This window comes from Zoogloea sp. JDB1, from assembly GCF_056724025.1.
In genome coordinates this window covers 5,507,430-5,530,301 of sequence record NZ_CM161496.1, presented here as the reverse complement: position 1 = coordinate 5,530,301, position 22,872 = coordinate 5,507,430, and the positions used below count along the sequence as shown (strand labels likewise).

Here is a 22,872-nt window from a genome sequence, read left to right as displayed (position 1 = left end):
CACACGGCTCCGCCATTGAACAGGCGTGACCATGCTGCCGACGTGAAGATACCGCTTGCGCGGCCATCGGCCTGTAGGTTGCGAGCTGCTAAACCCGGTCGCTGTTGTTGCAGCGACGGGCGGAGTATCGGGCTGGCACGTGGGGAGCGTCAAGAAGGGGGAAGGACGGGTGATGCGGTGGGAAATGGCCTTATGAGGGACAGAGTCCGACTGGGAAGTACGCGGATGGGTAGTGTGCGTGTCGTGCAGTCAAGGGTACTCAATGGACATATGTTTTGTCTGTGCGTATGCTGTGGTGGTTGATTCGGATACGCGCTCGCAGTTGATCTGACATGCGCACCGATTTGAGCGGTGCTCGTTTGCCGGACTTGCAGCGGCTTCGATTACTTATTCACGCCGCCCAGTCCTCTCGCGTCTAACGTCTGGACCCATACTGAACATGCGCGCCTTCATATTGCCATTTACATTCTCTGCGCTGCTTATGGTTGCCGCTCCGGTCGGCGCTACCTCCGCCGACTGGCCTGAGCAGATAGTGAAGATCGAGGATCTGCAGCCTCTGACAAGATTCAGATTTGCTGTGCCTGACATCGTTGTTAAAGGTCGCGTCACCGGGCCCGCAATCCTGAAGGTTCACGTTGCGTCCGACGGCTCAGTCGTGCGAACCGTACTTCTCTCCTCTTGCGGCAACTCAGACCTCGATGAAGCTGCACTACATGGCATGCGGAAAATGCGTTTCAAACCGTACCCCCTGGATGATGAGCCGACCGAGGTATCGATGGTCGTACCTGTTCATATCCCCAAGAACTGGGGCCGCAGAGATTGACGCCTCTTTCCCAGGCCGCGTTGTGCACGCAGGCTCCAACCCGTCATGTTGTTTTGGGTCGCACGTAGTCAGGTTTTTAAACAGTGGGCTTGCAGAGAGTGTTATCCGGCATTCCGTCGTTACTGCGACAGAACTGTCGACCTATAAGAGTCAGCCCCTGCAGGACGTAATATGCAGCTTATCTGCATTCTTCTTTGTATTGCCGGTACAGCTTTGCCTTTATCCCAGTTTGTTCCGTGGCTTGCCGGGCATGGCCTGAACGTGCCGCTTCTGTTATAGCAGGCAATCTCAAATTGAACGTCTTCGCAATTGTGGGTCCTCAAATCGAGGAAGGCACTTACGATGCCGAGGCATGACCATTCACTCTGGCGAACGCCTAACGGCGCCGCTGAAATAAAACGTTGGATGCCAAAGATATGAGTTCAATGGGCGGTGGGGTTCCGCGCTGGATAGAAATACCGTTTGGTTTTTTTCTTGTTGTCGTGTTGTTCTTTTGCGCCATTGGATCAGCGACGCTCGTCGTCGCCCCGCCTGATAGAAATCCCCCTTTGGCCATGGCGGTGGGTTCAATAATGGTTCTACTCACGTTGTGGGGACTGGAAAAGAGTTTGCGCCTCATATCTGGCCGTCCCACGCACGGCGGACTCATGGGGCCAATAAGCCTGTACCTTTGCGCGACGTTTTTCTTAGTAATGCCGATTATTGCGCTCGTGTCTGGCCACCTGCAGAAGCAGGGGGGGCTCGTCTGGCTGCAAGCGGTGGCATATCCATTCATCGCGTTTCGTCTGTTCCGCCTCGCACGTGAACGGTCTGGCGCCCAACCCGTCGCCTCAGGGGACGCACCGACAAGCGGCACGCCCCTGAGCTAGAATGTTAAACGACTGTTTAACCATCCGCTCCGCCCTCCACGACGATGCTCCTCGAATCCGTGAGTTGCTTGTCCAATTGGGTTACCCGGTCGATCTTGCCCACGTGGCGCAGCGACTCGCGTCATTGAAAGACGATTCGACCAGCGCGGTGCTTGTCGCGGAGATGGATGGCATCGTGCTTGGTGTCATCAGCCTGCATGCCTTTGACCTGTTCCACCAGGCCGGGCGTATCGGCCGCATCACCGCGCTGGTGGTGGACGTCGCGTCGCAGCGCAAGGGCATCGGGGCGTCGTTGTTGGCTGCGGCCGATGAATTCTTCTGTCGCGTCGGATGCATACGTGCCGAGGTGACGAGTGGCGAGTATCGCACTGGTGCACACGCTTTTTACGAATCGCGGGGATATCTGTCCGACGAGCGCCGGTTTCTCAAGCGTTACGATCCATAGGAGGCGCTTCCGGGGTGATCGGGTGGACGTCCCGGAAGTTGGTCGGTGGTGGCGGCATGCAGGGTGCATGTGCCGCCGCCTGTTGCCGGCAGTCGGTTAGTCGTCCTGAGCTTGGCGCGCCAGCATGTTTGCCTGCCGGTGCATCCGGATGGCCTGCGTCAGTTCCCGTGCTTCGTCGGCAATCATTGCGCAGGCCCACAGATAGTGTTCCTGCTGGTCGGCGTTCATGCGTCGGAAGGTGTCGCCGGCGTTGCCATGGGTCATGGCGAGCAGGGCGTGTAGCTGTGCCTGGCGGGCGGTGAGCTGATCGGTGAGGGCGAGGGTGTCCACGTTGTCAGCGAATTGATAGACGGGACTGGCCGGCGCAGGGAATGCCAGGGGTGTGTTCATGATCGGTACTCCTGTAGTGCGGTTGTGTACTCCGCGCTCCCGCTTCCAAACGGGGGGCGAAACCGTGCAGAGTTGGAAGACCGGCCTACAGGAAACCGGCAGCCCGAAGGCTCCCCACACGGTTCCGCCATTGAACAGGCGTGACCATGCTGCCGACGTGAAGATACCGCTTGCGCGGCCATCGGCCTGTAGGTGTCGGGCTTCCAAACCCGGTCGCTGTTGTCGCAGCGACCGGGGGAGTATCGGGCTGGCATGTAGCAGGCGTCAAGATCGAAGACGTCTGTGCGGTGGACTGGGGAGGAGGAGATACCGCCTGTTCTTACAGGGCGAGCGCCCCAACCGCTTTATTCGCTTTTGGCACGGCGTTGGGAGCCAGGGCAGGGATGTTCATTCCTTCGATCCGGATGGTTTGCACATCGACGATGCCGATGAACCCGAGGATTTGGCGCAGGTAGGGTTCGACGAAATCCCAGGGGTGCCATGGCCCTTCTGTGAAGACGCCGCCTGAAGCCAGCACGAGGATGGCCTTCTTGTCCTGCGCCAGACCAAGGACGCCGCCATCGGTGTACTGGAAGGTCTTGCCCGGCCGCACAACCAGATCGATCCAGGCTTTCAGTGCGGAGGGTATGCCGAAGTTCCACATTGGCGTTGCGATTACCAGAAGATCCGAGCTGAGAAGCTCGTCGGTCAGTCGATCCGACTGCTGGGCCTTCTGTTTCAGATTTTCTGCTTCATCAACGTTCTTGGTCGAGATGGCCCTGAGCGTGGCCTCGTCCAAGTGGGGGAGGTGCTCGATCGCCAGGTCGCGGCAAACAAGCTTTACCGATGGATAAAGGTCGCGTAGCCGCGCGGCAAGCGTGTGGGTAACCGATCGACTCGCCGAGTCTGTTCCCCGCGGACTGACTTCAATCATAAGGATTTGTTTCACGGCAGCCTCATTTGATCTTCATCTTTCTGTGACATGGGGATTCACCGGGTGCGTGCTGTCAATACGTTCCAGGCTGCAAGCGAATCCATGTAGTCTCGCCAGTGCGCGATTTGCCGGTTTTCGATTCTGATGATCGAGCAGAACCGATTGTCGTATTTCACGCCTGTCGCAAGGATGGTCCCGTGGACTTCGTATTCGATGACGACGACACTGTCATTGTCTGTTTTGTGGGTTATCAGCTGATCGGCGGACTGCAGCTCGATGCTCTCGCAATAGCCCTTGAAGCGGGCCATCAGCTCGGCCCGCCCCGGAATCACGCGCGGCCAACCGGGAATGTCGTAGAGAACTTCGTAGATGATGTCGTCAGCGACAATGTCGAAGAAATGCTCGCCATCAACGAGATCGCCCAGTGCTTCCCGCACCAGTTTGAAGTAAGGATCGGCCGCCTTGTAGGCGGCATATTTCGGATTCGGCATCTTGGACTCTCCGGGCGTTTGGAACGATTGCTTGAAAGTGAGAGACCAATATATCCAGGAAGCTTCTTGATATGAAGAAGGCACTTTTAAATCAGTAACTAACCTCAAGGTAAGCCATGCATAAACCTGGCAAGGCCGGTCCGCTGGACCCGGCCGCAATCTGCAGAAGTTCGGACCCGATGGCCGTCCGGGAGCTGCTGACGAAGATTGGTGACAAATGGACGATCTTTGTCGTTCTTTCACTCGACCTGCTCGGAGGGCGTGCCCGATTCTCCGAACTCGAACGCGCGGTTCCAGGCATCTCGCAGCGGCTGCTGTCTTCAACCCTGAAGAATCTTGAGCGCGACGGCATGGTTGTCCGGGAGGTCTTTCCCGAAGTGCCGCCCCGCGTTGAATACGAGCTGGCGGATCTGGGACGGAGCCTGCTGCTCCCCACGCAAGGATTGGTGGATTGGGCAAAGACAAATTGGGAGCAGGTCAGAGAGGCGCAGTCCAGATACGACGCAAGATAGTCGCCAGGGCGGTACGGGGGAATGGGGTGTTGCTCATAAGGCCCGCCTGGATGTGTTCCTGCTGGTCGGCGTTCATGCGTCGGAAAGTGTCACGGGCGTTGCCGTAGGGCGTGGCGAGCAGGGCGTGTGGTTGTGCCTGGCGGGCAGTGAGCTGATCGGTGAGGGCCAGAGTGTCCACGTTGCAGGAGAACTGATAGACGGGACTGGTTGTCGCTGGGAATGCCAGGGGCGTGTTCGTGCTGCATGCCGTGATTTGTGCTGGCGCCAGCGCTGCGTGAGGAGGCGCTGTCGCGTAGTGCTCAGTGAATAAGAACAGGCCCAGCGAATTGCTGGGTCTTCTCGATTGTTTATTGGATATGCAAGTGACGTAGTGCATAGTGAGGCGGGGGCGATGGAGGGATGATTTAGGCTGTCAGGCCCGGAGGACTACGTTTCGGTTTGAGCTAATGGTCTCCAGCTCCAACTCTTCGAAAACCCATAATCATGCAGCCTTTCGAAGTTATGCAGAAAAGCTGTCTCTCTAAAACAAAGTTAAGCTTCATCAGCTACCATGGCCGCTATTTTTGCCTTCAAATGTACATGCTGCGGTGAGATCCATGAAGGATCCCCAAGCATTGGATATCGAATGCCCGACCACTACGCTTGCTTGTCCGACGAGCAGCGCGCGACCATTGGAAAAATTAGTAGCGACTTTTGCACCATCACGCATGAAGAGGGAACAGACTATTTCATTCGTGCCATTTTGGAAGTCCCGATTCATGGTGTCGAAGAACCGTTCCTGTGGGGAGTCTGGGTTTCTCTGAGTGAGAAGAGCTTTGCTCGATACGTCGAAACCTATGATTCGCCCATCGAGGGTGACGGGTTCTTTGGCTGGGTTTGCAACTCTATTCCGGCTTATCCATACGATGGTCCACGTGCAGCCGATGTGGTTGTACAACTTGGCGGCCAGCGTCCGAAGGTGATGCTTCATCGAGGTGACCCTGCGGACGATCCATTGGTGATCGATCAAGTCAATGGAATTTCGGTTTCGCGCGCGCAGCAAATCGCAGAGTGCGCATTTCATGAGGCTTAACTATTTGTTCCATCGGACGGTCTTGGGCCACCAGTGAGCTCAAACATTAGCATTTCGCCATGACGGTTGAGCAAGCCAAAGTAGTTGATGTCATTGGAACCGATACTGGGACTGGCTGTGTCCATCTCACAATTTCCGATCATTTGGAGTGGGGCGGCGAGCACTTGATGAAGCTACAAGAAAAGCTGAACTCCTATCTGGCGTTTGTCGAAAGCGGTGAAATTCATACGGCGTACCCGCCTTCGTTGGGTCGTGCCGTCGCCATTGATCTGGTACTGAAATACAGACCTACCGCTGAAGCCGAGGCTTTTCTCGCACAAGTGACGGCTTTCCTCGAAAGTGCAGGCCTTGCTTTTCGTTACGGTCCTCTTCAAGCGGGTTATGAAAATGACAATAGCTAGGCTGTGCGATGGAGTAATGTCACGTGGATTATTTCTACGTTCGGAGTCATGAGCAAATCGCCTCAGCTTCGCATCGAATCTGCGGTACGACAGACTCTCGCACCAGTCTTGCGTGGAGACGGATTCTCGGGCTCTGGCTTGACATTTCGTCTTGTTCGTGGAAATTGGATTCAGATTGTCAATGTTCAAGGTGCGCGGGAAGGCGGTTCTTTTGCAATTAACCTCGCGGTGCATCCGTTGGTAGTTCCTGATTTTCTAGGCAAAGCTCCTGATCCTAAAAAGATCACTCAGGAGCTTTGTGAGTTTCGTCGCCGGCTCTCCGAGACAGGAAGAGATCAGTGGTGGAGGTACGAGCGAACAGAAGAAAGTATGGCTTCCGCCATGAAAGCCGCGACCTTGGTGTATGAAGAGGTTGGCCGTGCGCTCTTTGCCGGTATGTCTGGCCCATCGTCGCCCTTCATCACTGTTACGCCTGCTGAGTTCATTGCTGGTTCCTTCGACTTCAAGGGCTTCGGTTCTACGAAGGTCCATATGGCTCTTACCTTCGCACGTCTTTGCAGGAAAGAAGGGCGTCTCGTCGATTCAATGGCATTTGCCGCCTATGGACTTGAAAATATCGGTAGCGCGGCTGCTCTTCGTGCAGAGCTTCGACAACTGTCGGAGGGCCAATAACGCTGAATCTCTCGGATCACCGGACCTTCGCAAAAAAACGCGCAAGGCTGGCTACCTCAAACATTGTTTTTCTTAATGAGAATGCCCTATGAACGAACTGTTCAAGAATATCAAGGTAGTGGTAGCCAGCGACGTAAGCTGTGGTCGAGATGGTATCGGCGTCGAGATTTATTACGAAGGCGAACTCCTCGTCGAAATATTTCGTGACGACACAAAGAAGTCCAGGGTGGTCACCTTATATAAGGCAGATGTTCCGTTGGCGGTCGTAGAGGAGTCGATCGCTATCTTCAAACGTGAGATTCCGTGGGGCTTTATGGAAGATAATGGACATCCTGAATAGGAATGGGTTCGGGTTGCGCATTCTTTGTATTGAGCATCTTGCCTTGGTGTGGATTTCTCGATCTCGTATATCGAGAGTTATCCTTGAAATAGCAGTGCAGGAGGCAGGTTGATAAGAGGAATCAGAGCGTTGAGCATTGCGGTTATTGTTGTCACCTCGCTGGTGGCGACCATTTACTACATGCGACGCCATGCACAGGTACCGGCGGGAGAACCGATCGTGGCTTTGCCACGAGCACTTACTCCCGAGGAGAGCAACGCCCTGGAGCGAGAAGTCGCGGCGGGGAATCCCGATGCACAGTTTCGCCTAGCTAATAGACTCATATTCTGGAATGGCAGTCAGATTCGGGCTTTCAGCCTGATGAGCGCTGCTGCGAAGCAAGGATACCCGAGCGCCGAATTTGAGCTAGGAAGAATGCTAATGGGGGATCTAGTAATGTGGGAGCGAGATCCTGAGGAGATTCATCGATGGGCATCCTCCTCAACGGAAATGGGCGTTTGGCAAGAAAGGCCGGGATTAGAAGGACTTTGGTTAGTTGAAAATCATGAAGAGGGTGTGTATTGGCTGGAGTTGGCTGCCAAACACGGTGAGGTCGGCGCATGGCGCGAATTGGAACGTATATACAAGGGCGGAAAGAGTATTGCGCGGAATTCGGAGCGGTCAGCATATTGGACTTATAAGCTGGCGGAAGCGGGAGATCAGTTTGGTATTGTCGGCTACGCTAAGCTACTGGAAAAGGGGGAGGGCGTCAGACGCGACCCCATTCAAGCCTTGGGGTGGTTGTACTTGCTGATCGCGGCGGTTCCTCCCGAAATCGGGTTTGGAGATTTGGCCCGTCAGATGGCGAAGCGCATAGAGTCAATGCTGACCGCCGACGAAGTTGCCGCAGCGAGAGAGCAAACCAAGGAAATTGCCACGAGGGTCAGTGTTTGCGTTGGTTTGTTGCAGGATTGTCGTGCCGCCAATCTAGGTATTGTTCGGAATTAAAGTTCTTCTGGAGCAGAGAGGCGTGAATTATGGCAAATAAACTGGTGTTGAATAGTACATCAGTCTCCTTAAAGAAAAGTTTAGTGGCATGAAAGGCGCCCTAAAATTTCAGGTGTTTGCGGACTATCGGCAGTTCTATCTGATGGACGCGGGCGTAGAGCCGATGATTCCGGAAGAGGTGAACGAACAAGACATGCTGAGGCGTCTGCGAACGGCGCCGCACATCGTCGTCGTTCATACGGAATCCGCTGCACATGTGCTCGTAGAGGTTGCATTCGTTCCCGAGCCAACCGATGCAGAAGGTGCATGGGAGCACCAAGCTGAGTTCAGTCTTTCGTTCCCATCCGGAAACGCGGCGCTCTGTGGTTGCACGGATTTCATTCCGCAGTGCCCACGCATGAGTGTGGCTCCTGGAAACTACAGTGGACGCGCCTATTTCGCTGGCTCAGTTGAAAGTGAAGAACGTTACTGTCTCGTGCTTTGGCCTGCCGCCGCCCAACAATTCATTTCATCGGACTCGTCGCGGCAAGCCGCGCCAGCCGGGTGAGTTCAAAGGTTATGCGTCCCGAAATCATACGCCTTATGCGACTCGGACCGCTGCCCTCGGAGGCTGAGGCATCGGTGGAGCATCTAAAGCAGGTGGAGGCTCTTCTGCTGTCTATTGCCAAACCAGTATCTGAGGACGAAGCACGCGCGCTAATGCGTCTCTTCGGGCCGGATAGTTGTTTCGGCTTGCCATTGGTCAATGCTGCATCTGATCGAGACGGCGCCGGGTTGGCCGCTGGCAGATTGTTTAGCTAATCTGAGTAATGAGTGGGTAGTGACACTCCAAGACCGCGCAGTTCGTGGAGGTGCGTTGTGAGTTATATTGTTCTTGTTCCGTTTCTCCGTATCCACCGACAGCGGTGTTCGGGGCGATCACGCTGAATATCTGCATCTCGCAGCAACTCTTACAGGCCGATATTGAGGCCTTCGTGGGCTTCAACCTATGCCTTCCTTGCTGCTTCACTTGTTGAAACTGCTCCGCATCATCGCGGTTGTCGTTGTCGCCCTGATTGCCCTGGCCATTGGCGCATTGCTGTATCTGATACCGGACGCCTGCGGCAATGAGGTGTTGTTTGAAGTCGTGGCTCCCGGCGGTCGGATGAAAGCCGTAGTCTTCGAGCGCGACTGCGGCGCAACCACCGGTTTCTCGACTCAGGTTTCCATCCTCCCCGTCGCCGAGGCGCTCCCCAACAAAGCGGGCAATGTGCTGGTTGCGGACGACGATCATGGCAAGGCACCGAGCGGGCCGGGGGGAGGACCCGCGTTACGTGTGTCCTGGCTATCGGATCATCAGATACGCATCGAACATCATCCGTACACCCGCATTCTCAGATCGGAGTCCGAGTACGGGAACATCAGGCTTGAATATGTAGCTGCCACACCCCCTGAGTGATCGATTGTCGCTCGGGAGCGCAGTGGTACACAGTTTTACTGACAGGCAAGGCCATGGCCGGGAGTATGTTGGTGTGCTGCTCGCGCTGATGGCGATGCGGCTGCTATTATTTTTGCCGTCGATCATGAACAAATGATAGCTCCCGGGGACGCGTATGTTTGGTGCTTACAGAATGGTGTTGGCCCTGATGGTTGCCTTGTCGCATATAGGGGGCGCCTGGGGCTTGGGGGCCTACGCCGTTTTTGGCTTCTTTGTTCTAAGCGGCTATTTGATGACGCATATCATGCACCGGACCTACGGTTTCACCGCATCGGGGATCGGTCGCTATGTATTGAACCGATTTCTGCGGATCTACCCCATGTACTGGCTGGCCTGCCTGGTTTCGGCCGGGGCGGTTATTGCGGCCGATCCGGAGATTACGGATTCGCTGGCAAAAGGCATGGGACTTCCCATCACGCTGGGTGGATGGGTGCAAAACCTGCTGCTGGTACTCTTCTCCGGGAGCAAGCCTGTTCTCATTTATCCGGCGTGGGCGCTGACGCTGGAGCTGTTCTTTTATGTGGCCATTGCGTTTTCTGTGTCACGAACGCGACTCGGTACGGGAATCTGGTTTGTGCTTGGGCTGGGGTACGCGCTGGTCGTCAATGTCCTGGGGCTGGACTGGAAATACAAATATTTCTCCGTGTTTGCCGCTTCGCTTCCGTTTTCCGTGGGGGCGCTTATCTTTCATTATCGGGATGCGCTGTCCGGACGGCTTGCGTTCTTGAACAGCCATCCTGTTCGCTTTGGCATCGCTTCCCTGTTGTTTGTTAACTGGATCTTGTCGAAGATCTGGCCGTCAATTTATCAGCCTTTGTTTTATAGCAATCTCCTCATTCACGCCTTGATTATCGTGTCCTTGCTCGACATGCCGGAAACCAGGTGGTTCACACGGAAGTGGGATAGCTGGCTGGGCAATTTCAGCTACCCCATCTATTTGATCCACATGCCGGTCGGCGTGCTCGCCGTGGCGATGGGCAGCCCTTTCACGCAGCCCTCGCCAGGACTGTTTGTCTTGTCTTTTCCTCTTCTTGCATTGATCTCGTGGGGCATGATCATCTGCCTCGAAAACCCTATCGACCGCCTTCGGATGCGTTTCAAGTGAGTTCGCCCGGCCGTGGGATTCAACTGATCGGGGCGTTGACATCGTTCTGCTAGACTCGTCCATCCCCAGTCTCAAAGAAAGCGCGGCAAAGTGATTTCGTCCGACCTGGAACGGCAACTGGCTTTCCTCAAGGAAATCGATCGGCTCAAGAGCGTCGTGCGTCTGTCGCCGCTCATCGACCGTTCGCGCCGCGAGAACAGCGCCGAACATTCATGGCATCTGGCGATGTATGCGCTGGTGCTGGCCGAGCATGCGGCCGGAACCGTCGATGTGCTGCGCGTGGTGAAGATGCTGCTGATCCACGACATCGTCGAGATCGATGCCGGAGACGTGCCTTTTCATATGCCGGCGACGCATGTCGGGCAGGACGAGCGCGAGCGACTCGCCGCCGAGCGTCTGTTCGGCCTGCTGCCCGATGCGCAGGCGACGGAATTCCGAGAGCTGTGGTTCGAGTTCGAGGCGGCGCAAAGCGACGATGCGAAGTTCGCCAAGGCCCTCGACCGTTTCCAGCCGATGCTGCACAACGCGGCGACAGACGGCGGTACGTGGGTGGAGTGCGAGGTGACGTTGGAACAGATCAAATCGCGCTGCCAGCCGCCGATCGAACGCGGCGCCCCCGCACTGTGGGAGGCCGCTGCCGGGATGGCCGAAGCGCACTACCGCAAGCGCGCCACGGATTGAACTGACGGAGGGGACATGGACAGGAAGATCATCCTCATCACCGGCGGCTCCCGCGGGATCGGCGCCAGCATTGCGCGGCTGGCTGCGGAGCGGGGCTACGGAGTGTGCTTGTCGTTCATGAAGGACAGTTTGGCGGCGGATGCCCTGGTCGCGGAGATCGGGGCATCCGGAGGGCTGGCGCTGGCCGTGCAGGCCGACGTGTCCCGCGAGGAAGATGTGTTGCGCCTGTTTGGGGTGCTTGATGGCCGTTTCGGGCGGCTGGATGCGTTGGTTAACAACGCGGGTGTGCTGGATGTGCAGATGCGCGTCGAGGACATGAGTGCCAGCCGGATACGGCATGTCTTCGAGACCAACGTGCTGGGCAGCTTTCTGTGCGCGCGGGAAGCGGTGCGGCGGATGAGCACGCGCCATGGCGGTGCCGGTGGGGCGATCGTCAATCTGTCGTCCCGCGCGGCGCGCCTCGGTTCGCCCGGCGAGTACGTGGATTACGCCGCCTCGAAGGCGGCCGTCGAGACGCTGACCCTCGGCCTTGCCAAGGAGGTGGCGGCCGAGGGAATCCGCGTGAATGCGGTGGCGCCTGGGATCATCGATACCGACATCCATGCCTCGGGCGGTGACCCCGAACGGGTCGAACGCCTCAAGAGCGGCATCCCGATGCAGCGCGGCGGCTCGCCGGACGAAGTTGCGCGGGCCGTGTTGTGGTTGTTGTCCGGAGAGGCGTCGTATACGACCGGCGCCGTTCTCGATGTGGCCGGTGGGCGGTAGAGGGCGGCTCGCATCGCGCTGGCCCAGCGATAGTTTTCTGCGGGCTTCGACAATCGTAAGCATGTCACCCACGTGAAGGGTGCCGATGACGCGGCCGTAGGCAGCGTTCTGGTTGCGACAGCAACCGGAGGCACGTTTTCATGAAAAGGCCACCAATGTCGGTACAGTGCAGGTCAGGAAGCGCCCGGTCGGGTTTCGGCCGAGGATCGAAACACGACGCTCGCGGGCGTCGTAGCCCAACGAACGCTGGGCAACTGATCCGTGCCGCGTCTGGGCAGGCCGTGACGGCTGGAGCACGCTGGCGCTGGTGATCGACTGCTTCAGTCGCGAGCTGCTGGGCTGGCAAGTCCCGCACTGTGGAGACTGCACTGGAACAGGCCCTGATTGATCGCTTCGGCACACTGGGGCGTGCGCAGACCCCGCTCCTGCTGCGCTAGGACAACGGCCTGGTGCTCGATCTTGGACTGACCGGAGACGATGCCTTCGAGTTCATGGAGCGCTATGCGGCCGTATTTGGTGTGGCGCGGGGCGACTTTTATATGGCATATTGCTTCGAGGCGGAGAAGTTATGGCCTCTTCCTACGGTCAGCACTTCGGGTGCCCCAGGTTCAATGGCGACAGGAACAACGTACTGACAAATGTTCGCTTGTTTGATGGAGCTATTGCGGAGAACGTGGAGTTGGTGCCGGACAATGAGTATGGGGCGACCTGGGATATTCGCGGGTATCAGGCTACAGATCGGCGACTCGTATTGCGCTGCGAATACAGGAATCGCTCCAGCATTGAGGTTTCTGTCGACCACCTAGCCAGTGGCTGTTACGTGAAGGGCCGCGCAAGACTGGGTGCGTGGTGTGGGAAATAGTTGACGACTCATTCCGAGTGACGGCTTCATGATTGCTTATTTTATTGAAAACTCAATGGCACGCAGATTTGGTATGTCCATCATTGCCTGCATGGCAATGCAAACCAGCACAAGCTACGCCGCTCAAACAGCCGATGATTTGCTGAATGAGTTCGCGCCTTTGATCAGCCGAGTGCGTGGCGCGATGCGCTATCAACTTGAGCAAGGCAAGGGGTGTCTTCCTTGGGCTTCGCTTGCCCGTGACCCCAAGCTTGATGCCAGTGACAAGGCCACCGTCGATCTTGCTTTTACCGCTGAACAGGTAAGGCAGTTGGGGGAGCCGTCCGGGAAGAAGATCGGGGCTCTTCTGGCGCCAGAGGCAAGAAAGGGGGCCTTCGTCAGGGCCGCCATTGGTACGTGTGAATCGGACCCGTCCATCAGCGATACGGCTTTACCCAATGTCATCACGCTGGTCCTCGAGCGGCGTGACGGTGAGGCAGTGAAGATGAGATTTCCCTTTCTGCAAGGCAGCGATGGGAAGCTTGCTTACATCACCAACAAGGTCAGTGTCGGGCCCACAGATCCGCTGGTGTTCGGGGCTCCCAGGTCGGGTGACGCTGAACAGTCGATCGCCATTACGGAACAAGCCCAGGCATTTGAAATTACCGTTCCGGTTTCCAGCTTGTCCATTCGTCTGCCAAAAGCCGGTTTCAAGCGCGAATCGCCGAGGAGCGTCAGTGGTGCGATGGCCAGCCCCAGATATTTCATCTTCAGCGATGACGCACGGGGGATTCGGCTGTCAGGGTGGTTCGAGTCTGCATCCAGATTCGAGGGGGTGAAGGACTACCCGCCAAGTGTGTTCCAGGGCAGGACGCTGGAGCACAGGAATGTCGTCAAAAAGAAAACCGGCGCTTGGGACACGGTCGAGTCCGACCAGCTGGATGGCTCGCTCCATATCAATATGACAAACATTCATGCGCATCTGGTCCGGGCCGGCACTTGGATTGAGCTGCATATCTCGATGAACTCGGCGCAAGCTCTCGCCGCGCAGCGCGAACAGCTCGTCGAAGTCCTACGTTCAATTCAGATCGTGGAGCGGCAATGACGGCGTGGATTAGCACGGTCCCTTAGGCGCCAGTTTCTCCAGCGCTACGAGGCATAGGTGGTGCTGTCGAATGGCCTTGCTGATCGGGACGTCGATATCGTCCTGCTAAACTCACCCATCCCCCAGTCTCCAAGAAGGCCCCCCACCGTGACCCGTCCAACCTCGAACGGCAACTGGCCTTCCTCACGGAAATCGACCGGCTCAAGAGCGTCGTGCGCCTGTCGCCGCTGATCGAACGCAGCGCCCCGGCGCTGTGGAAGGCCGCTGCCGGGATGGTCGAGGCGCACTACCGCAAGCGCTCGCACTGATCGAGCCGCGTGCGCGGCCCCAGGCAGCGTTCTGGTTGCGACAGCAACCGGAGGCATGTCTTTGTGAAAAAAGAGCTCCTAATGTCGGTATGCGTCATGACGTAGGCGTTGCTCTGCCTTGTTATGCTAATGTTCTGATTGTGTGGAGGGGCGTTGTGGAAGGCTCGGCATGATGAACATGTTGTCCCGTGGGTATCGAATCGTTCCGGATGAATCGCGGTTCGTCGATTCCCGCCATCGCATGCGAAGGCGCACGTGCGGTGTGTCGATCATTCTGCTCGTCGTTCTCTCCGGGTGTTGGGGGCCGAAGACTGACGCCGAAATGCAGGGTCATTACGAGAGCAAGAAGGCGTCTTTCTCCGCGTTGGTCGAGGGAGCGGCATGCCATATCGAAGGAGACAAGATTTTGTGGCGACATGAACTCATCAAGGGCGACGCCGTTTGTCTTGAACTGCTGGACGAGCTTGGTGCAGATGGTGTCGGCATCGATCAATTGTCGGGAGGCGTCGTGGTCTATCCAAGCGATGGGAATTATTCCAGTCATCGAAAGGCTTATCTCTTCTCTGAGAAGGAATTGACCCCGCTGTCTTCCTCGCTCGATACGCCCGTGAATGATCTGAAGCCGTACGAGCAGAGGTTCAAGAAAATAGACGAGAGGTGGTACATCACATATGAGTATGTCAACTAGACGCAGCCTGGCGGGCAAGGAAGGGAGTGGGAGTTGAAGTGGTCGTTAATGGCTGTTCTATTGGGTGCGAGTTTCCAGGTGTTTGCCGAATGCAAGTCGCCCGTGGAGTTGCAGGGCGCCGTCACAGTGGATCCATGCACCGGTGAGGCTTGTGTCTCGGCGGCTGAGGCATTTTTCAAGTATTCGACAAACAGGAAAGACAGCCAGGATGACCCGACTGTCCTGAATATCAGTTTGCACGCCAGCCCGTGGAGACTGTACGACGCCGATAAGCGAATCCTGTCCATCGAAGAGCTGGCGGGCGTCGCGAGACCTTATATTCAAAAGGGTGCGAAGCGGATCGTTCTCAAGGCATCTTGGACAGGCGTTCCACTAGGGCGCGGGGAGAAGTCGCTGGCCATGAAGCTGTCGGACGCCCTCGGGGGCTTCCCGGTTGTAGGCTCCGATGGATTCGTCTGGATTGCCGAGGATGGTTCCCTCAGGACGACGCGTCAGGCTGTCACGATTTTCCAGGGCGGGCAGCCATATAAGGTTCAGCCCGGTCGGGAAGTGATGGCCTCGTTGGTGGCTGGTTGGCCAGCGACGCTCGAAGATGTTTTCCTGCAGGCCAAGGATGATGTAGGGATCATGCACGCGGGCGTCGGGTGGGATGTGTTCTTTCTTTGCCCTGAGCGTGCGTTGCAGGCATTCGAGGCCGCAGCGCGATACGCCAACCCGATTGCTGCCTATAACGCGGCGCTGATGCGGATCGAACGAAACGCAAAGGGTGATCGGGACGCGGCAATTGCGCTGCTTGCGCAAGCGGCGAACCAGGGCGATCAGAACGCACAAATGCGCTTGGCCATGCTGAGGGCTCAGCGTCGCTGAACATTCACACTGGTAAGCAGCCTTCCAAAGTGTGTGCCAGGTGATCGGTTGCCTGATCGAGCCGTGTGCAGGATTGCTGTGAATGCCCTATGAAAGCCACTGTCTGAATGTTGGCACGATAGTTGTATGATCATTTCTAAAATGATCATACATGTGCGCGATGCAGGCCTGCCGTGGTTTCCGCGGCGGCCGGGCGTCGTGGCAAGCCTTCCCGATGACGTCCGGTAAACGCAAAGAACAAAACTGTTTCAGGCAATTCCTCCTCATCTCCGCCTGTGCGGGGGCGTCCGTGGCCTACGCAGGCGGCATTCAGACGCTGGATGTGGTCGAGGTGAGCGCCAGCGATGCGCAGGACCTGGTTGGCGTCGCGAGTGCGGCATCCGAGGGGAATGTGACGGCGAGGCAGCTCGACACTCGTCCCTTGTTGCGTCCGGCCGAGGTGCTGGAGGTGGTGCCGGGGCTGATCGTGTCCCAGCACAGTGGCGACGGCAAGGCCAACCAGTATTACCTGCGCGGTTTCAACCTGGACCACGGCACCGATTTCGCGACCAGCCTGCTGGGCATGCCGGTGAACATGCCGACCCATGCGCACGGGCAGGGCTACGCGGACCTGCAGTTCCTGATTCCAGAGCTGGTGGACCGCATGCAGTACCGCAAGGGACCTTACGCGGCCGACGCCGGGGACTTCGCTTCGGCGGGATCGGCCGCTATCGACTACGCGCGCAAGCTGGAGCAGGACTTCGTCGACCTGTCTGTCGGCTCCCATGGCTATCGCCGTGCGCTGCTGGCCGGGTCGCCCGCCGTTGGCGACGGCAATCTGCTCTACGCGCTGGAATGGGCCGGCAACAAGGGTCCGTGGTCGATGCCGGAGGACCTCGACAGGCTGAACGGGTTGCTGCGCTATTCGCAGGGGACCCGTGCCAACGGCTGGTCGGTGGCGGCCATGGCTTACACCGCCAAGTGGGCTTCGACGGATCAGGTGCCGCTGCGCGCGGTGGAAGCCGGCTTGATCTCCCGCTACGGCAACCTGGACCCCCGCGACGGTGGCCGAACCCATCGCTACAGCCTGTCCGGCGAGTGGTCGCGCAAGGATGAGCGCGGCTGGCTGCGCGGTAATGCATACGCGATGGATTACGGCCTCAATCTGTGGTCCAACTTCACTTATTGCACCCTCGGCTGCAATCCGGGCCCTGGCGACCAGTTCGAGCAGGAGGATCGGCGCAAGGTGTATGGCTTCAACCTGGCGCAGACCTGGTTCGGCGACTGGATTGCCCGCGGCGCGGACTTCACCTTGGGCCTGCAGTCCCGCCTCGACGACATCGGCAAGCTGGGCCTGTACACGACGACCGCCCGCCAGCGTTGGGGCACGGTGGCGCAGGACCGCGTGCGGGAAAGGAGCATCAGCCTCTACGCGGAGAGCCAGGTGCAGTGGCTGGATACGCTGCGCAGCGTCGTCGGTTGGCGCAAGGATTTCTACAGCTTCGACGTCAGCGCCGATACGCCGGCCAATTCCGGCAAGGCGGACGCGAGCATCGGCAGCCCGAAGCTGTCCCTCATCCTTGGGCCGTGGAACAGGACCGAGTACTACCTGAACATGGGCTACGGCTTCCACAGCAACGACGCCCGCGGCATCACCGTGAAGACCAACCCGGATTTCCGCGATCCGGCCTACGGCACGCCGGTGGCGGGTTCGACTCCCTTGGTGCGCACCAAGGGTTACGAAGTGGGCGTGCGCAGCGCGCTGATCCCTGGCCTGCAGAGTTCCCTGTCCCTGTGGCGGCTGGACATCGCGTCGGAGTTGGTGTTCTCCGGCGATGCCGGCACGACGGAGCCGAGCTTTCCGAGCCGGCGGACGGGGATCGAGTGGGCCAACTACTGGATGCCGAACCCGGCGACCATCGTCGACGCGGATCTGTCGCTGTCCAAGGCGCGCTACACGCGGGTGGACGAGAGCGTGTCGGGCGATGAGGTTCCCGGTGCGATCCGCAAGGTGGCATCGGTGGGGGTGAGCTACGACGCCGGCGGCAAGTGGTCGGGCGGGGTGCGCCTGCGCTATTTCGGTCCGCGTCCGCTGATCGAGGACGATTCGGTGCGCTCGAAAGGCTCGACGCTGGTCAATCTGCGCGGCAGCTACCGGATCGATCCGCGCGTGAAGCTGTCTGTCGATGTGCTCAATGCGTTCAATCGCAAGGTCAGCGATATCGACTATTACTACAGCTCACAGCTGAGCGGCGAGAGCGCCCCGGTGAATGACATCCACACCCATCCGGCGGAACCCCGGACCTTCCGGCTGTCGCTGCGGGTAGGCTTCTGATCTTGACTCGCTCCAGTCCCTGGCCGAAGAATGGGCGCTCAGCCGAATTGAGCCCGTGAAATCTTCGGCCAGGCCTGCGGGCATGCAATTGCCCGCTGGATACCTTCCGCATAGGTCCGCCCCCATGAAATTTGCCGAGCTTGTTGACGTCCAGCAGTTGAAGGCGCTGTGCGAGAGCTTCACGGCGGCGACGGGTGCCGTCACCGCGATTCTCGAACTCGATGGCGTAGTGCTGGTGGCAACCGGCTGGCAGGATGTCTGCACGAAGTTCCATCGCTGCAATTCGGGGACGGCACAGCGCTGCCTCGAGAGCGACACCATCCTGGCGGGCCGGTTGAAGGAGGGCGAGGCCTATAACGTCTACAATTGCCGCAACGGGCTGGTGGATGTCGCGGTGCCCATCACCGTTGCCGGCCAGCATGTGGCCAATCTATTCACGGGCCAGTTCTTCTTCGAGAAGCCGGACCTGACGTATTTCATCCGTCAGGCCCGCGAGTTTGGCATCGAGGAGGAGGGCTATCTCGATGCGCTGAAGAAGACGCCGGTCTTTTCCCGCGAAAAAGTGCGGTCGATCCTGGCCTTTCTGACCGATCTGGCCAAGATCATGGGGGAGATGGGGCTGGCCCGGTTGCAGATGCACGAGGCCAACCAGGCGTTGCAGAGTGCCGCGGCGATCATCAGTTCGTCCAGGGATGCGATCATAGGCAAGATGCTGGACGGCACCGTTACCAGCTGGAATCCGGCGGCGGAGACGATCTTCGGCTACTCGGCCGGGGAGGCGGTGGGGCAGTCCGCCCGCATGCTGTTTCCGCCGGACCTGCAGGGCGGGGTCGAGGCGATCCTGTCCCATATCCGCTCCGGCGAGACTGTGAGCAATCACGAGACGCGGGGGCGTTGCAAGGACGGCACGATCATCCATGTGTCGGTGACGATTTCGCCGATCCGGGATGCCGATGGGAGCATCGTCGGGGCGTTGACGATCGCTCGCGACATCACGCCGCAGGTGATCGCCAAGCGGGAGCTGTCGAATGAACGCAGTTTTTTGCGCACGTTGATCGACACGCTCCCCGATCTCGTCTGGCTGAAGGATCCGGATGGCGTCTATCTGCGCTGTAACCAGCGCTTCGAGCAGTTCGTTGGGGCTGCGGAGCAGGCAGTCATCGGCAAGACCGATTACGACTTCGTCGACAAGGCGCTGGCCGATTTCTTCCGCGAGCATGACCGGCGGGCCATGGAAAGGAATGGGCCGAGCGTCAACGAGGAGGAGATCAGCTTTGTATCGGACGGGCATCGGGAAATCCTCGAAACCACCAAGATCCCGATGCTCGACGAGCATGGCGGTCTGATCGGCGTGCTGGGCATCGGCCACGACATCACGCAGCGCAAGCTTTCCCAGCTGGCGCTGGAAAACAGCGAGAAGCAGCTGCGTTTCGTGCTGGAAGGGGCCGAGCTCGGCTTCTGGGACTGGAATCTGGAAGCCGGTACGGTCGAGCGGAACAGGCAGTGGGCCGTGATGCTGGGTTATACCCATGAGGAGATCCAGCGGACGACCCAGCAGTGGACCGATTTCATCTACCCCGAAGATCGCCAGCGCGCGTGGGACTCCATCGACGCCGTCCTCAAGGGGCATGCCGAGATGCACAAGATCGAGTACCGGATGCTCCACAAGGACGGGAGCGTGAAGTGGATTCTCGATCAGGCCCGGGTGATGCAGCGGGACGGGGACGGCCGGCCGCTGCGCATGTGCGGCACGCACACCGACATCACGCCGCGCAAGCAGGCGGAGGCCATCCTCGAGCAGCGGGAGGCGCGCTATCGCCACCTGGTGGAGAGCCTGCCGGACATTGCATATACCTATTCCGTGCTGCGTGGGGGCATTTACTACTATTCGCCGCGTGCAGTGGATGTTTTCGGCCATTCGATGGAATACCTGCTGGCCCATCCTTTCCTGTGGGCCGAATCGATCCATCCGGAGGACCAGCCGTGCGTCGGGGCGGCCATTGCCCGTCTGCTCGCCGAGCAGACGCCTTTCAGCCTGGAATACCGCATCCGCGACAGCGAAGGCCGCTGGCGATGGTTCTTCGACCGTTCCATCGGGATCCGGCTTGAAGAGGGCGATATCCTCATCGATGGGCTGGCGATGGACATTACCGAGACGAAGGCGATCCAGCATGAGCTCGCGGAGCACCGCAACCATCTTGAGCGGCTCGTCGAGGAGCGTACTCAGGAGCTGACCTGGGCCAAGAACCAGGCGGAGACGGCGAACGTGGCGAAGAGCGCCTTCCTCGCCAACATGAGCCACGAGATCCGGACGCCACTGAACGCCATCATCGGCATGGCGCATGTCCTGCGCCGCAGTGGCGCGACGTCGTCGCAGATCAACAAGCTGGACAAGATCGAAGCGGCCGGCGCTCACCTGCTCGACGTCGTCAATGTGATCCTCGATCTGTCGAAGATCGAGGCCGGCAAGTTCGAACTGGATGAGGCCTGGCTGAGTGTCGAGGAGCTGGCGGATAATGTCGTCAGCATGATCGGAGGGCGAGTCAAGGCCAAGGGGCTACGGCTCGAAACGGACATCCCGCCGATGCCCCGCGGGTTGCTCGGTGACCGCACGCGCCTGCAGCAGGCGCTGCTCAACTATCTCGGTAATGCGGTGAAGTTCACCGAAGCCGGCCGCATTCTCCTGCGGGCCCGCCTCGTCGAGGACGGGCCGGAGCATAGCCTGCTGTGCTTCGAGGTCAGCGACACCGGCACCGGCATCGCGCCGGATGTCATCCCGCGCCTGTTCTCCGCCTTCGAGCAGGCCGACAACTCGATCAGCCGCAAGCACGGCGGGACCGGCCTCGGGCTCGCGATCACCCGGCGCGTGGTCGAGCTGATGGGGGGGAAACCGGGGTGACGAGCGAGCTCGGCAAGGGCAGTACCTTCTGGCTGACGGCGCGCCTGCGCAAGTCGGCGCAAGTGTGCCGTCCGGGCGGCAGCCACGGGGCGAGCGATGCCGAGCAGATCCTGCGGCGGGACTTTGCGGGCACGCGCGTGCTGCTGGCCGAGGACGATCCGGTCAATCGCGAGGTGTCCCTGTCGATGCTGGAGGATGCCGGCCTGCAGGCCGATGTGGCGGAGGACGGGGCCGAGGCCCTGAACCGCGTGTGCAGTCAGGACTATGCGTTGATCCTGATGGACATGCAGATGCCGAATATGGATGGCCTCGAAGCGACACGGCGCATCCGGCTGCTGACGGAGGGAAAGCGCGTTCCCATCCTGGCCTTGACCGCCAACGCCTTTGCGGAAGACCGGCTGCGCTGCACGGAGGCGGGCATGGATGGATTCGTCGCCAAGCCCGTGGACCCGGAGACGCTGTTCTCTGCACTGCTGGAGTGGTTGCGGAAGTCGGCCTCCGGGGCCGTGGTGCCCGAAACGCCAAATCCTTGAGGTGTGCTCCTGAGGTGCGGTACGTTCAGCTTTCTCCCTGGGCCCGGGCTTCCAGCCGGCGGCGCGCGGCTTCGTCCAGCGCCCGCCCGCGCCAGGGGATCAGGGCCGGCACGATGCGGCGATAGGCGGCGTACGAATCCGGGTGGCGGCGCAGGATGCGCTTCTCCTCGATGCGGCTGCCGATCACCAGATAGGCGCTGATGCATAGTGCGGAGACCAGCCAGGGGGCGCTCATCTGCCGCGTCCAGATGAATACCAGCATCAGGAAGTACCACGGGTGCCGCACCCGGCAGTGCCACGGGCTGAAGGTGAGCGGCCAGGTTTCCTGGCGCAGGCCGAGGAAGGCCGGCATCGAGTAGAACTTCAGCGTGTGGATGAAGCCCAGCACCGCGGCGGCACCGAGGCCCTGGCGGAGCCAGCGCAGCCAGGCGGGCTCGTCGAACAGCGGCGTGGCGGGCAGGCTGGAGAGGACCGCCAGCGGCGCGGCCACCGTGACGACGGCGAGAACGTTGAAGGCGAGTCGCCCGTGGCGGCCGAACAGACGTTCGAGGGGCGTCCCGGCCAGCAGACTGTGGAGGGCGCCGAACAGCAGCCAGCTGGTGGCCAGCAACAACAGGCGAGGCAGGTCGGTATCGTTCATGGGCGCATGGTGCATCAGATTGTGCGGTGCTGAGCACGCAAGGACTGACGGCGGCGACTTTTTGTTATGCTGCCGCTCTCCTTTCGGCCGGCTTCGCGGCTTGGCCTACATCACCTTTTTTGACGGAGTGGCGCAGATGGCGTCTTTGCAGGAACAGTTCTTGAAGGCCGGTCTGGTGGACCAGAAGAAGGCCAAGAAGGTCCATCAGGACAAGGCGCGGCAGCAGAAGATCGAGCGACGCACCGGCACCGAGAGTGTCGACGAGGCGCGTTTGGCCGCCCAGGAAGCCCAGCGCAAGAACGCCGAGCGGGCCCGCGAGCTCAATGCCCAGCGCGACGCGGCGGCGACCCAGAAGGCGATTGCTGCACAGATCGCCCAGATGGTGCAGCAGAACCGTCAGCACAAGGGCGGCGGCGACATCGCCTATAACTTCACGCACGACAACAAGATCAAGCGGGTGTATGTGTCGGCCAAGGTGCGTGACCATATCGTCGCCGGGCATCTGGTGATCATCTGCCGCGGCGATGTGACCGAGCTGGTGCCGAAGGTCATCGCCGACAAGATCGCCGAGCGCGATCCGTCCATCGTCGTGCAGATCAAGCGCGCTACCACGGAGGTCGCGGAGGACGATCCGTACGCCGACTTCAAGGTGCCGGACGACCTGATGTGGTGATCTCCGGGGCTGCCGGCAGGGCAGTTTAGCGGTCCGGTCAGCGGCGCCCGGTTCGCGGCAC

Annotated in this window: 25 protein-coding genes; 21 read left to right on the top strand and 4 right to left on the bottom strand. The window is 59.3% G+C overall.

Features of this window, described 5'->3' with window-relative positions:
• Nucleotides 1-439: 439 nt before the first annotated feature.
• Both AC1PPK_RS25110 and AC1PPK_RS25105 read left to right on the top strand, forming a co-directional pair.
• On the top strand, nt 440-823 hold the full coding sequence (locus AC1PPK_RS25110) for an energy transducer TonB (protein ID WP_481115696.1): 384 nt from the start codon (nt 440-442) through the stop codon (nt 821-823).
• An 870-nt stretch (nt 824-1,693) separates the two neighbouring features.
• Nucleotides 1,694-2,137, top strand: a complete 444-nt coding sequence (locus tag AC1PPK_RS25105; protein WP_481115695.1) for an N-acetyltransferase family protein — start codon at nt 1,694-1,696, stop codon at nt 2,135-2,137.
• A 96-nt stretch (nt 2,138-2,233) separates the two neighbouring features.
• On the opposite strand, the gene AC1PPK_RS25100 is transcribed toward AC1PPK_RS25105, so the two are convergent.
• The 3 genes from AC1PPK_RS25100 to AC1PPK_RS25090 form a co-directional block, all read right to left on the bottom strand.
• On the bottom strand, nt 2,234-2,527 hold the full coding sequence (locus AC1PPK_RS25100; RefSeq protein ID WP_481115694.1) for a hypothetical protein: 294 nt from the start codon (nt 2,525-2,527) through the stop codon (nt 2,234-2,236).
• Nucleotides 2,528-2,846: 319 nt separating this feature from the next.
• Entirely contained in the window at nt 2,847-3,455 is a 609-nt protein-coding gene (locus tag AC1PPK_RS25095) for an FMN-dependent NADH-azoreductase (protein WP_481115693.1), read from the bottom strand.
• A 41-nt stretch (nt 3,456-3,496) separates the two neighbouring features.
• Entirely contained in the window at nt 3,497-3,931 is a 435-nt protein-coding gene (locus AC1PPK_RS25090) for a nuclear transport factor 2 family protein (protein ID WP_481115692.1), read from the bottom strand.
• Nucleotides 3,932-4,047: 116 nt separating this feature from the next.
• Here AC1PPK_RS25090 and AC1PPK_RS25085 point away from each other — a divergent pair, with 116 nt between their 5' ends.
• The 18 genes from AC1PPK_RS25085 (at nt 4,048) to AC1PPK_RS25000 (ending at nt 21,498) form a co-directional block, all read left to right on the top strand.
• Nucleotides 4,048-4,443 carry a winged helix-turn-helix transcriptional regulator gene (locus tag AC1PPK_RS25085; RefSeq protein ID WP_481115691.1) on the top strand — a complete coding sequence of 132 codons (396 nt, stop codon included), beginning with the start codon at nt 4,048-4,050 and terminating at the stop codon, nt 4,441-4,443.
• 550 nt (nt 4,444-4,993) lie between these two features.
• Complete coding sequence (locus AC1PPK_RS25080; RefSeq protein WP_481115690.1) at nt 4,994-5,515, top strand: DUF2199 domain-containing protein; 522 nt, start codon at nt 4,994-4,996, stop codon at nt 5,513-5,515.
• Between the two features lie 59 nt (nt 5,516-5,574).
• Entirely contained in the window at nt 5,575-5,916 is a 342-nt protein-coding gene (locus tag AC1PPK_RS25075; RefSeq protein ID WP_481115689.1) for a DUF6572 domain-containing protein, read from the top strand.
• A gap of 48 nt (nt 5,917-5,964) precedes the next feature.
• Nucleotides 5,965-6,588, top strand: a complete 624-nt coding sequence (locus AC1PPK_RS25070) for a DUF4304 domain-containing protein (protein ID WP_481115688.1) — start codon at nt 5,965-5,967, stop codon at nt 6,586-6,588.
• Between the two features lie 88 nt (nt 6,589-6,676).
• A complete protein-coding gene (locus AC1PPK_RS25065) occupies nt 6,677-6,928 on the top strand; it encodes a hypothetical protein (protein ID WP_481115687.1) in 252 nt (83 codons plus the stop codon).
• A 129-nt stretch (nt 6,929-7,057) separates the two neighbouring features.
• Entirely contained in the window at nt 7,058-7,915 is an 858-nt protein-coding gene (locus tag AC1PPK_RS25060; protein WP_481115686.1) for a tetratricopeptide repeat protein, read from the top strand.
• Nucleotides 7,916-8,003: 88 nt separating this feature from the next.
• Nucleotides 8,004-8,462 carry a hypothetical protein gene (locus AC1PPK_RS25055; protein ID WP_481115685.1) on the top strand — a complete coding sequence of 153 codons (459 nt, stop codon included), beginning with the start codon at nt 8,004-8,006 and terminating at the stop codon, nt 8,460-8,462.
• A gap of 462 nt (nt 8,463-8,924) precedes the next feature.
• On the top strand, nt 8,925-9,353 hold the full coding sequence (locus tag AC1PPK_RS25050) for a hypothetical protein (protein WP_481115684.1): 429 nt from the start codon (nt 8,925-8,927) through the stop codon (nt 9,351-9,353).
• Nucleotides 9,354-9,525: 172 nt separating this feature from the next.
• A complete protein-coding gene (locus AC1PPK_RS25045; protein ID WP_481115683.1) occupies nt 9,526-10,497 on the top strand; it encodes an acyltransferase family protein in 972 nt (323 codons plus the stop codon).
• Between the two features lie 90 nt (nt 10,498-10,587).
• The gene (locus tag AC1PPK_RS25040) at nt 10,588-11,178 is read left to right on the top strand and encodes an HD domain-containing protein (RefSeq protein ID WP_481115682.1); all 591 of its coding nucleotides are present in this window, start codon (nt 10,588-10,590) and stop codon (nt 11,176-11,178) included.
• A 15-nt stretch (nt 11,179-11,193) separates the two neighbouring features.
• Complete coding sequence (locus AC1PPK_RS25035; protein WP_481115681.1) at nt 11,194-11,943, top strand: SDR family oxidoreductase; 750 nt, start codon at nt 11,194-11,196, stop codon at nt 11,941-11,943.
• Nucleotides 11,944-12,511: 568 nt separating this feature from the next.
• Entirely contained in the window at nt 12,512-12,805 is a 294-nt protein-coding gene (locus AC1PPK_RS25030; protein ID WP_481115680.1) for an STY0301 family protein, read from the top strand.
• A gap of 28 nt (nt 12,806-12,833) precedes the next feature.
• Entirely contained in the window at nt 12,834-13,889 is a 1,056-nt protein-coding gene (locus AC1PPK_RS25025; RefSeq protein ID WP_481115679.1) for a hypothetical protein, read from the top strand.
• 477 nt (nt 13,890-14,366) lie between these two features.
• Nucleotides 14,367-14,885, top strand: coding sequence for a hypothetical protein (locus AC1PPK_RS25020; RefSeq protein ID WP_481115678.1), 519 nt, complete (start codon nt 14,367-14,369; stop codon nt 14,883-14,885).
• 48 nt (nt 14,886-14,933) lie between these two features.
• The gene (locus tag AC1PPK_RS25015) at nt 14,934-15,752 is read left to right on the top strand and encodes a hypothetical protein (protein ID WP_481115677.1); all 819 of its coding nucleotides are present in this window, start codon (nt 14,934-14,936) and stop codon (nt 15,750-15,752) included.
• Nucleotides 15,753-16,041: 289 nt separating this feature from the next.
• Nucleotides 16,042-18,066 carry a TonB-dependent receptor gene (locus AC1PPK_RS25010; protein WP_481115676.1) on the top strand — a complete coding sequence of 675 codons (2,025 nt, stop codon included), beginning with the start codon at nt 16,042-16,044 and terminating at the stop codon, nt 18,064-18,066.
• A 124-nt stretch (nt 18,067-18,190) separates the two neighbouring features.
• Entirely contained in the window at nt 18,191-20,965 is a 2,775-nt protein-coding gene (locus AC1PPK_RS25005; protein WP_481115675.1) for a PAS domain S-box protein, read from the top strand.
• Nucleotides 20,962-21,498, top strand: a complete 537-nt coding sequence (locus AC1PPK_RS25000; protein WP_481115674.1) for a response regulator — start codon at nt 20,962-20,964, stop codon at nt 21,496-21,498. Before AC1PPK_RS25005 ends, AC1PPK_RS25000 begins: the two co-directional genes overlap by 4 nt.
• A 25-nt stretch (nt 21,499-21,523) precedes the next feature.
• Here the strand turns inward: AC1PPK_RS25000 and AC1PPK_RS24995 are convergent, their stop codons facing one another.
• The gene (locus AC1PPK_RS24995; RefSeq protein WP_481115673.1) at nt 21,524-22,138 is read right to left on the bottom strand and encodes a methyltransferase family protein; all 615 of its coding nucleotides are present in this window, start codon (nt 22,136-22,138) and stop codon (nt 21,524-21,526) included.
• Between the two features lie 136 nt (nt 22,139-22,274).
• On the opposite strand from AC1PPK_RS24995, the gene AC1PPK_RS24990 reads away from it, so the two are divergent.
• A complete protein-coding gene (locus AC1PPK_RS24990; protein WP_481115672.1) occupies nt 22,275-22,811 on the top strand; it encodes a DUF2058 domain-containing protein in 537 nt (178 codons plus the stop codon).
• Nucleotides 22,812-22,872: the final 61 nt, after the last annotated feature.

What these genes read in the sequence shown, in the direction of transcription:
- AC1PPK_RS25110 (WP_481115696.1), top strand. Translation starts at nt 440, where the DNA reads ATGCGCGCCTTCATATTGCCATTTACATTCTCTGCGCTGCTTATGGTT.
- AC1PPK_RS25105 (WP_481115695.1), top strand. Translation starts at nt 1,694, where the DNA reads ATGTTAAACGACTGTTTAACCATCCGCTCCGCCCTCCACGACGATGCT.
- AC1PPK_RS25100 (WP_481115694.1), bottom strand. Translation starts at nt 2,527, where the DNA reads ATGAACACACCCCTGGCATTCCCTGCGCCGGCCAGTCCCGTCTATCAA.
- AC1PPK_RS25090 (WP_481115692.1), bottom strand. Translation starts at nt 3,931, where the DNA reads ATGCCGAATCCGAAATATGCCGCCTACAAGGCGGCCGATCCTTACTTC.
- AC1PPK_RS25085 (WP_481115691.1), top strand. Translation starts at nt 4,048, where the DNA reads ATGCATAAACCTGGCAAGGCCGGTCCGCTGGACCCGGCCGCAATCTGC.
- AC1PPK_RS25080 (WP_481115690.1), top strand. Translation starts at nt 4,994, where the DNA reads ATGGCCGCTATTTTTGCCTTCAAATGTACATGCTGCGGTGAGATCCAT.
- AC1PPK_RS25075 (WP_481115689.1), top strand. Translation starts at nt 5,575, where the DNA reads ATGACGGTTGAGCAAGCCAAAGTAGTTGATGTCATTGGAACCGATACT.
- AC1PPK_RS25070 (WP_481115688.1), top strand. Translation starts at nt 5,965, where the DNA reads ATGAGCAAATCGCCTCAGCTTCGCATCGAATCTGCGGTACGACAGACT.
- AC1PPK_RS25065 (WP_481115687.1), top strand. Translation starts at nt 6,677, where the DNA reads ATGAACGAACTGTTCAAGAATATCAAGGTAGTGGTAGCCAGCGACGTA.
- AC1PPK_RS25055 (WP_481115685.1), top strand. Translation starts at nt 8,004, where the DNA reads ATGAAAGGCGCCCTAAAATTTCAGGTGTTTGCGGACTATCGGCAGTTC.
- AC1PPK_RS25045 (WP_481115683.1), top strand. Translation starts at nt 9,526, where the DNA reads ATGGTGTTGGCCCTGATGGTTGCCTTGTCGCATATAGGGGGCGCCTGG.
- AC1PPK_RS25035 (WP_481115681.1), top strand. Translation starts at nt 11,194, where the DNA reads ATGGACAGGAAGATCATCCTCATCACCGGCGGCTCCCGCGGGATCGGC.
- AC1PPK_RS25030 (WP_481115680.1), top strand. Translation starts at nt 12,512, where the DNA reads ATGGCCTCTTCCTACGGTCAGCACTTCGGGTGCCCCAGGTTCAATGGC.
- AC1PPK_RS25025 (WP_481115679.1), top strand. Translation starts at nt 12,834, where the DNA reads ATGATTGCTTATTTTATTGAAAACTCAATGGCACGCAGATTTGGTATG.
- AC1PPK_RS25020 (WP_481115678.1), top strand. Translation starts at nt 14,367, where the DNA reads ATGATGAACATGTTGTCCCGTGGGTATCGAATCGTTCCGGATGAATCG.
- AC1PPK_RS25015 (WP_481115677.1), top strand. Translation starts at nt 14,934, where the DNA reads ATGGCTGTTCTATTGGGTGCGAGTTTCCAGGTGTTTGCCGAATGCAAG.
- AC1PPK_RS25005 (WP_481115675.1), top strand. Translation starts at nt 18,191, where the DNA reads ATGAAATTTGCCGAGCTTGTTGACGTCCAGCAGTTGAAGGCGCTGTGC.
- AC1PPK_RS24995 (WP_481115673.1), bottom strand. Translation starts at nt 22,138, where the DNA reads ATGAACGATACCGACCTGCCTCGCCTGTTGTTGCTGGCCACCAGCTGG.
- AC1PPK_RS24990 (WP_481115672.1), top strand. Translation starts at nt 22,275, where the DNA reads ATGGCGTCTTTGCAGGAACAGTTCTTGAAGGCCGGTCTGGTGGACCAG.